At 40.0% G+C, this 6584-nt stretch carries 5 protein-coding genes, 21 tRNA genes and 1 rRNA gene; 25 read left to right on the top strand and 2 right to left on the bottom strand.

Going from position 1 to position 6584, the window contains the following annotated elements; translation table 11 throughout:
• The first annotated feature begins 5 nt into the window (after nucleotides 1-5).
• From rrf to PDT38_RS15415, 25 genes are all read left to right on the top strand, one after another.
• A 5S ribosomal RNA gene (rrf, locus tag PDT38_RS15535) occupies nucleotides 6-121 on the top strand.
• Nucleotides 122-405: 284 nt separating this feature from the next.
• Nucleotides 406-771: a hypothetical protein gene (locus PDT38_RS15530; protein WP_270802855.1), complete on the top strand. Its 366-nt coding sequence runs from the start codon at nucleotides 406-408 to the stop codon at nucleotides 769-771.
• The gene (locus PDT38_RS15525; protein WP_270802853.1) at nucleotides 768-1172 is read left to right on the top strand and encodes an MFS transporter; all 405 of its coding nucleotides are present in this window, start codon (nucleotides 768-770) and stop codon (nucleotides 1170-1172) included. Before PDT38_RS15530 ends, PDT38_RS15525 begins: the two co-directional genes overlap by 4 nt.
• On the top strand, nucleotides 1108-2070 hold the full coding sequence (locus PDT38_RS15520) for an MFS transporter (protein WP_270802852.1): 963 nt from the start codon (nucleotides 1108-1110) through the stop codon (nucleotides 2068-2070). Before PDT38_RS15525 ends, PDT38_RS15520 begins: the two co-directional genes overlap by 65 nt.
• A 649-nt stretch (nucleotides 2071-2719) precedes the next feature.
• Nucleotides 2720-2795, top strand: a tRNA-Val gene (locus PDT38_RS15515).
• Nucleotide 2796: 1 nt separating this feature from the next.
• A tRNA-Thr gene (locus tag PDT38_RS15510) sits at nucleotides 2797-2869 on the top strand.
• Nucleotides 2870-2916: 47 nt separating this feature from the next.
• A tRNA-Lys gene (locus PDT38_RS15505) sits at nucleotides 2917-2992 on the top strand.
• A gap of 6 nt (nucleotides 2993-2998) precedes the next feature.
• A tRNA-Leu gene (locus PDT38_RS15500) sits at nucleotides 2999-3083 on the top strand.
• 16 nt (nucleotides 3084-3099) lie between these two features.
• Nucleotides 3100-3174: transfer RNA gene (locus PDT38_RS15495), tRNA-Gly, on the top strand.
• A gap of 9 nt (nucleotides 3175-3183) precedes the next feature.
• Nucleotides 3184-3269 (top strand) — tRNA-Leu (locus PDT38_RS15490).
• Between the two features lie 10 nt (nucleotides 3270-3279).
• A tRNA-Arg gene (locus PDT38_RS15485) sits at nucleotides 3280-3356 on the top strand.
• Between the two features lie 10 nt (nucleotides 3357-3366).
• Nucleotides 3367-3443, top strand: a tRNA-Pro gene (locus tag PDT38_RS15480).
• 6 nt (nucleotides 3444-3449) lie between these two features.
• Nucleotides 3450-3522, top strand: a tRNA-Ala gene (locus PDT38_RS15475).
• Nucleotides 3523-3536: 14 nt separating this feature from the next.
• Nucleotides 3537-3610, top strand: a tRNA-Met gene (locus PDT38_RS15470).
• Between the two features lie 10 nt (nucleotides 3611-3620).
• Nucleotides 3621-3697, top strand: a tRNA-Ile gene (locus PDT38_RS15465).
• A gap of 7 nt (nucleotides 3698-3704) precedes the next feature.
• Nucleotides 3705-3797 (top strand) — tRNA-Ser (locus tag PDT38_RS15460).
• 20 nt (nucleotides 3798-3817) lie between these two features.
• Nucleotides 3818-3894, top strand: a tRNA-Met gene (locus PDT38_RS15455).
• Between the two features lie 10 nt (nucleotides 3895-3904).
• Nucleotides 3905-3981, top strand: a tRNA-Asp gene (locus tag PDT38_RS15450).
• A 7-nt stretch (nucleotides 3982-3988) separates the two neighbouring features.
• Nucleotides 3989-4064: transfer RNA gene (locus tag PDT38_RS15445), tRNA-Phe, on the top strand.
• An 18-nt stretch (nucleotides 4065-4082) separates the two neighbouring features.
• Nucleotides 4083-4158: transfer RNA gene (locus PDT38_RS15440), tRNA-His, on the top strand.
• A gap of 10 nt (nucleotides 4159-4168) precedes the next feature.
• A tRNA-Gly gene (locus PDT38_RS15435) sits at nucleotides 4169-4242 on the top strand.
• A 12-nt stretch (nucleotides 4243-4254) separates the two neighbouring features.
• Nucleotides 4255-4331, top strand: a tRNA-Ile gene (locus tag PDT38_RS15430).
• A gap of 7 nt (nucleotides 4332-4338) precedes the next feature.
• A tRNA-Asn gene (locus PDT38_RS15425) sits at nucleotides 4339-4413 on the top strand.
• A gap of 2 nt (nucleotides 4414-4415) precedes the next feature.
• A tRNA-Ser gene (locus PDT38_RS15420) sits at nucleotides 4416-4506 on the top strand.
• An 11-nt stretch (nucleotides 4507-4517) separates the two neighbouring features.
• Nucleotides 4518-4589 (top strand) — tRNA-Glu (locus tag PDT38_RS15415).
• 74 nt (nucleotides 4590-4663) lie between these two features.
• Here the strand turns inward: PDT38_RS15415 and PDT38_RS15410 are convergent.
• Together PDT38_RS15410 and PDT38_RS15405 are read right to left on the bottom strand one after the other, a co-directional pair.
• Nucleotides 4664-5413: a TraR/DksA C4-type zinc finger protein gene (locus PDT38_RS15410; protein WP_270802875.1), complete on the bottom strand. Its 750-nt coding sequence runs from the start codon at nucleotides 5411-5413 to the stop codon at nucleotides 4664-4666.
• 100 nt (nucleotides 5414-5513) lie between these two features.
• Nucleotides 5514-6449: a 1,4-dihydroxy-2-naphthoate polyprenyltransferase gene (locus PDT38_RS15405; protein ID WP_270802851.1), complete on the bottom strand. Its 936-nt coding sequence runs from the start codon at nucleotides 6447-6449 to the stop codon at nucleotides 5514-5516.
• Nucleotides 6450-6584: the final 135 nt, after the last annotated feature.

Here is a 6584-nt window from a genome sequence, read left to right as displayed (position 1 = left end):
TTTAGTTTGGTGGCGATAGCGAAGAGGTCACACCCGTTCCCATACCGAACACGGAAGTTAAGCTCTTCAGCGCCGATGGTAGTTGGGGGTTTCCCCCTGTGAGAGTAGGACGTCGCCAAGCGGTTTATATGATGAAGATTAAAAAAGTTTTCTCGATAATGAGAAGGCTTTTTTTTTTATACTTAAAAATCGAGACTAATGTCTTACTACTGTGTGTAGAAGTATTTAAAATTTGTATATGCAGGAATGATTTAATTTCTTAATCATTTACTTATTAAGATAATGTTAATAACAAGCATATTTACATTGTTAATATAAACATGTATCACATAAATGATAGTTACAAAATTTATACAAAGGAAGGGTTTAAATGAAAGGTAAAAAGGGGAAATAGAGAAAAAAGTGGTGATTCAAGAAGGTAAACCGAATAAAAATGTTTACTCAATCACTCAAAAAGGGATTCAGGAATTCAATGAATTTTTACAATCTCCAGTAAAAGATGATATTTTACAATCTGATTTTCATATAAGAATGTACTTTGGTGAATATGTAACAAATGAACAAGTTTTGGACTGGATTCACAAGGAAATAGACGCGAAAATGGCACTCATCAATCAGCTCGAAGAAAACTATATGAAATGGAAACCAAACTTGACTGAAACCCAAAAAATTTCTTTTGATATAGGAATAACCTTATATAGAGCTCAAGTAGACGTTTTAAATGAAAAGTTGAACATATTTACGGATGGGCAAGAAGGAAAAGAAAAATGAAATTTCGAAATGTAATAAATAAAGGGAAAGGTTATAAAGTTGTATTTGTAATGTGTATAGGTATATTTCTCTGTATGCTAGATACGACCATTATGAATATAACCATACCTTCTATTCAAAAGGAGTTACATATTTCTTTAGAACAAATTTCCTGGGCTTTGAATATTTACACGATAATATTTGCGGTTTTCTCAATATCTCTCGGCAGGATTGCGGACATACTTGGAAGAAATAAAGTGTATATACTTGGTTTAATACTATTTAGTTTTGGTTCTATTCTGTGTTCACTTTCTCAAAGTGCAGCTAGTTTAATAGTAGGAAGAGGGATTCAAAGCATTGGCGCAGCAATTGTTTTTCCAACAAGTATGGTCATTGGAATCTCTGCTGTTTCTCTTGACTAAAGAAATCGCACCTTGGGTTACACAAGGGCTTGCAGCAGCTTTAGGTCCGGTCATTGGAGGTATGATTACACAATATGCAAATTGGAAATGGGTTTTTCTTATTAATGTTCCGATTTGTGCTGTGAGTGTATTATTATGTATCTATTTTTTAGAATTAAAACATGAACAAAAATTAAAGGTCTCAATCGATTGGTTAGGTTTAGTATTTAGTGGTGTATCGATTTTTTGCATAACCCTAGTTCTAGTAAAAGGGAATGAGTGGGGCTGGCTTTCTTTTTTATCTGTATTATGTTATGCGTTAGGTATAATCTTTTTAATACTATTTTTAGCAACAGAGAAATATTGTAAAAACCCAATGGTTCATTTAGATTTATTCAAAGATAGACAGTTTAATGGAGCTGCTATGACAGTAATTTTAAGTAACTTGTTTTTAATTGGAGTTACAGTGATATTACCTACATATTTGACAAAAATTCAAAACGAATCTGATTTGACAGCAGCTCTTTTAGTTACCCCTGTATCGGCCATGATTTTTATATTTTCACCAATAGCTTCTATAGTTGCTGAAAAAATAGGCAATTTTATTGCGGTATTAACTGGATTTGTCTTCATGTTTATCGCCTATTCAATGTTATATCATTTAAATATGAATTCCAGTTATACGGGATTAATCATTAGCTGTTTGACAATGGGAATAGGTTATGGGATTATTGTCGGGCCAATTACAGTGATGGCTGCATCTTCTTTTAAAGGAGAATTGTTGACTGCATCCCAAAGTGTAATAGCCGCACTTCGGCAAGTTGGGATTGTTTTAGCAGTTGCGATTTTTGTGAGCAACTTGAACGTTAATATTAACCACACTAAAGAAAAATTCTTCATCATGCGGAATCAATGGTGAAGAGCCTTTCTCTAACAGAAAAACAAAAAACTAAAGTGCTAGAAAACACAAAAATGAAGGTAAATAAAGAAAATAATGGTGTTTAGGAAAGTGATGTAAGACAATTTATTTCTTCAAAAGAGAGGAAACATTTAATAAATAATCGTATAGCTAATGAACTTAACAAAATTCCTAAGATGAAAAGAAAGGTTGTCAAGGATTCAATCAAGCAAACAGTGACAGAAAAGATTGATAAAAAATTGAGAAAAATAAACAAAACAATGAGTATTACCAAAATGAAATATCTCAATTTAGTCATCTAGAATTGACAGCAGCTTTTTTAAAGATGTACAAAATGTCATTACCCTTTATTTTACTAAGTTGCTTCGTGTCTATTTTCTTTTTGAAAAAACGGTCAAAGAGGTTAGTGCAAGTGAGGTGAATACTCATTCACTTCATCCGCACCAACCTTTAGAGAATTTACTGGACAACATGATATATAATAAAATATCATCAAGGTAACAGCGGCAATTGTTTTGCTGCTGTACTTCTTATAAGTAATATTGGGGATGAAGAACCAGTGTCCATTCAAAAATATTTTTCCGAAAAAACTCTTTACAAAGTGACTTACTATTGTATATAATAGTTCTTGTCAGCTTGAGAGTTATGCGGAGGATTAGCTCAGCTGGGAGAGCATCTGCCTTACAAGCAGAGGGTCGGCGGTTCGAGCCCGTCATCCTCCACCATGCCGGTGTAGCTCAATTGGTAGAGCAACTGACTTGTAATCAGTAGGTTGGGGGTTCAAGTCCTCTTGCCGGCATCGTTACTTTATGATATAATATAAAAGTTGCCATTCGTTTAATATTGGAGCCATTAGCTCAGTTGGTAGAGCATCTGACTTTTAATCAGAGGGTCGAAGGTTCGAGTCCTTCATGGCTCACCATTTTATGCGGATGTGGCGGAATTGGCAGACGCGCTAGAATCAGGCTCTAGTGTCTTTTGAAGACGTGGGGGTTCAAGTCCCTTCATCCGCATCGCCAGTCATATTTTGCGGAAGTAGTTCAGTGGTAGAACACCACCTTGCCAAGGTGGGGGTCGCGGGTTCGAATCCCGTCTTCCGCTCCAACCATCCACGCCGGGGTGGTGGAATTGGCAGACACACAGGACTTAAAATCCTGCGGTAGGTGACTACCGTGCCGGTTCAAGTCCGGCCCTCGGCATTTGTTATATGCGCCCGTAGCTCAATTGGATAGAGCGTTTGACTACGGATCAAAAGGTTAGGGGTTCGACTCCTCTCGGGCGCGCCACTTTGTATTGCGGGAAGTAGCTCAGCTTGGTAGAGCACATGGTTTGGGACCATGGGGTCGCAGGTTCGAATCCTGTCTTCCCGACCATTATTCGGGGCCTTAGCTCAGCTGGGAGAGCGCCTGCTTTGCACGCAGGAGGTCAGCGGTTCGATCCCGCTAGGCTCCACTTTTGAAAAATATGGCGGTGTAGCTCAGCTGGCTAGAGCGTACGGTTCATACCCGTGAGGTCGGGGGTTCGATCCCCTCCGCCGCTACTTATCTAAAGGACCTTTAGCTCAGTTGGTTAGAGCAGACGGCTCATAACCGTCCGGTCGTAGGTTCGAGTCCTACAAGGTCCACCAATATTACGGAGGAATACCCAAGTCTGGCTGAAGGGATCGGTCTTGAAAACCGACAGGGGTGTCAAAGCCCGCGGGGGTTCGAATCCCTCTTCCTCCGCCATTATATCAATTTCCCATTATCGCGGGGTGGAGCAGTTCGGTAGCTCGTCGGGCTCATAACCCGAAGGTCGCAGGTTCAAATCCTGCCCCCGCAACCAATATTTTAATGGTCCGGTAGTTCAGTTGGTTAGAATGCCTGCCTGTCACGCAGGAGGTCGCGGGTTCGAGTCCCGTCCGGACCGCCATTAATAAGGCTCGGTAGCTCAGTTGGTAGAGCAACGGACTGAAAATCCGTGTGTCGGCGGTTCGATTCCGTCCCGAGCCACCATTTAAAATTTAATATATGGCGGTTGTGGCGAAGTGGTTAACGCACCAGATTGTGGCTCTGGCACTCGTGGGTTCGATTCCCATCAATCGCCCCAAAAAATAGTTGCGGGTGTAGTTTAGTGGTAAAACCTCAGCCTTCCAAGCTGATGTCGTGGGTTCGATTCCCATCACCCGCTCCATTTGTGTATCATGGGCCTGTAGCTCAGCTGGTTAGAGCGCACGCCTGATAAGCGTGAGGTCGATGGTTCGAGTCCATTCAGGCCCACCATGATTATTCCACAGTAGCTCAGTGGTAGAGCTATCGGCTGTTAACCGATCGGTCGCAGGTTCGAATCCTGCCTGTGGAGCCAATGGAGAAGTACTCAAGTGGCTGAAGAGGCGCCCCTGCTAAGGGTGTAGGTCGCGTAAGCGGCGCGAGGGTTCAAATCCCTCCTTCTCCGCCATTTTTTGAATAGGCCCGTTGGTCAAGCGGTTAAGACACCGCCCTTTCACGGCGGTAACACGGGTTCGAATCCCGTACGGGTCATCATTTGAATCCCTGCACATAGATGTAGGGATTTTTTATTTATATGAAAAAGAAGCTAAGCCCAAGCAAAGGGCTTAGTCATCTTCTGTATAAGGCTCTTTTTCCGCAGGCGGCAAGTCTCCAAATGAAGTCATAATTCCTTCCTCATCAAGCAATTCTTCGTATTTTTCATGGTCTTTTGTCGGATAGACTGTGACTTCTTTACCCGTTATATCTGTTGCAACAAAATTTTCGTAGTCTTCTACATTTCCTACTGGTTCACCATACTCGATATGCATCTGACCATATGATAGTGGTGGCACTGCCAGATCTTGAGGGGTAATTGAGCTACCGTAACGTTCGACTTCTTGATAAGCATCTTCTGAATCGTAAGCAACATTTTCTTCATCATCTCGTTCAAAATGACCGAAAGGGGGATTTAAAACTTCTTCTTCAATTGGACGATCTTTTGATACGGATACATTTGAAGAGTGTTCACGACAAGTTGTGGCTGTCGGGAGTACTGTCAGACGATCATAAGGGATGTCTTTCCCACACACCTCACAACGGCCGTATGTGCCTTTTTCGATCAAAGAAAGAGCATGCTCTATATCGTGTAAATGTTCTTTTTCATGTTCCCAAAGCGCGAGATCTTTTTCCCGCTCATACAGTTCTGTACCTTCATCACCAGGGTGATTGTCATACGCAGACAAATCTCCTGTAGAATTAAATGGATAAGTAAAGTCTTTTTGAAAATGTCCATTGTTTTTAAATCGGAAAAGAATTTGTTCTTTTCCAGCTTTCAGTTCCTTTTCAAGCTTTTTTACCTGTTCTGTTGTTAGCACATGTATCGCCTCATTTCTAAAAAGTGCTGCACCTTTAGTATGAACGATTTTAAACAGAACTTTCACTGTAAAAAAAAAGAACCTCCTAAGGTTCTCTTTTTTAAAGAATATATTGGATAACTAAGGCAAGCGCTAGTAAAAAACCAAAAAATGTATTTGTTTGTGCCGTTGATTTCATAGCGATCATCAGATCAGCCGGTTTTTCTTTAAGTTTAAATTCTTTTATAGCTTTAATGGGTTTTGGAAGACTTAAAAGCACAAGACAACTCCAAACAGAAATGATTGCGAACATGATATACAAACCAATTAGTAAATAAGAAACAATAAAGAAGACTGTTAAAATTTGGACCGCGTTTTTTCTTCCTGCTAAAATTGGAAGTGTTTTCCTGCCATTTTCTTTGTCACCGACTAAATCGCGGATATTATTGGATAGGTTAATGCCTCCAACTAAAATTGTAATTGGAAGTGAGATCAAAAAGACATTCCAGGTAATTTCTCCGGTTTGAATAAAGTATGAAATGAGGATAATGACCATTCCCATAAAGATACCAGACATCATTTCACCGAATGGTGTATATGAGATTGGGAGTGGACCTCCGGTATAAAAATAGCCAACCGCCATACAAATTAATCCGATAAGCGCCAGCCACCAACTTGAAGACATACAAATATATACCCCGAGCAACACAGATACGCCGAATAACCCATAGGCCAGATATAAGACTGTTTTGGGCTTCATTCCGTAACGGACAATAGCACCTCCAATACCAACGGAGTTTTCATTATCAAGGCCCCGGACATAATCAAAATATTCGTTAAATAAATTTGTGCCTATCTGAATCAAGACTGAGGCTAAGAGCATGGCTATAAACAACCATATATGAATTCGCTCCGTTTCAAGAGCCATAACCGTACCGATTGTAACAGGGACAAATGCAGCAGTGAGTGTATGAGGTCTTGTTAACATCCACCATACTCGCCAGTTATTCGTCTGTTTTATTCCAGAAACACTTTCTGAAAGTGATTGATGTTGCATAAGTTTGACTCCTTTAAGTTTTAATACGTACACATCCCCTCTAAGTTTAGAAAAAGTTAAAAAAGGTGTCAATATAATGGGTGATATTGTTAGAAAAAAAGCTGTCCAGTCTTCATTTTCATTTATCTGCTGATA

Origin of the sequence: Bacillus changyiensis, assembly GCF_027706145.1 — a bacterium.
Lineage (GTDB): Bacteria > Bacillota > Bacilli > Bacillales > Bacillaceae > Bacillus > Bacillus changyiensis.
This window is presented reverse-complemented; position numbering and strand designations above follow the sequence as displayed.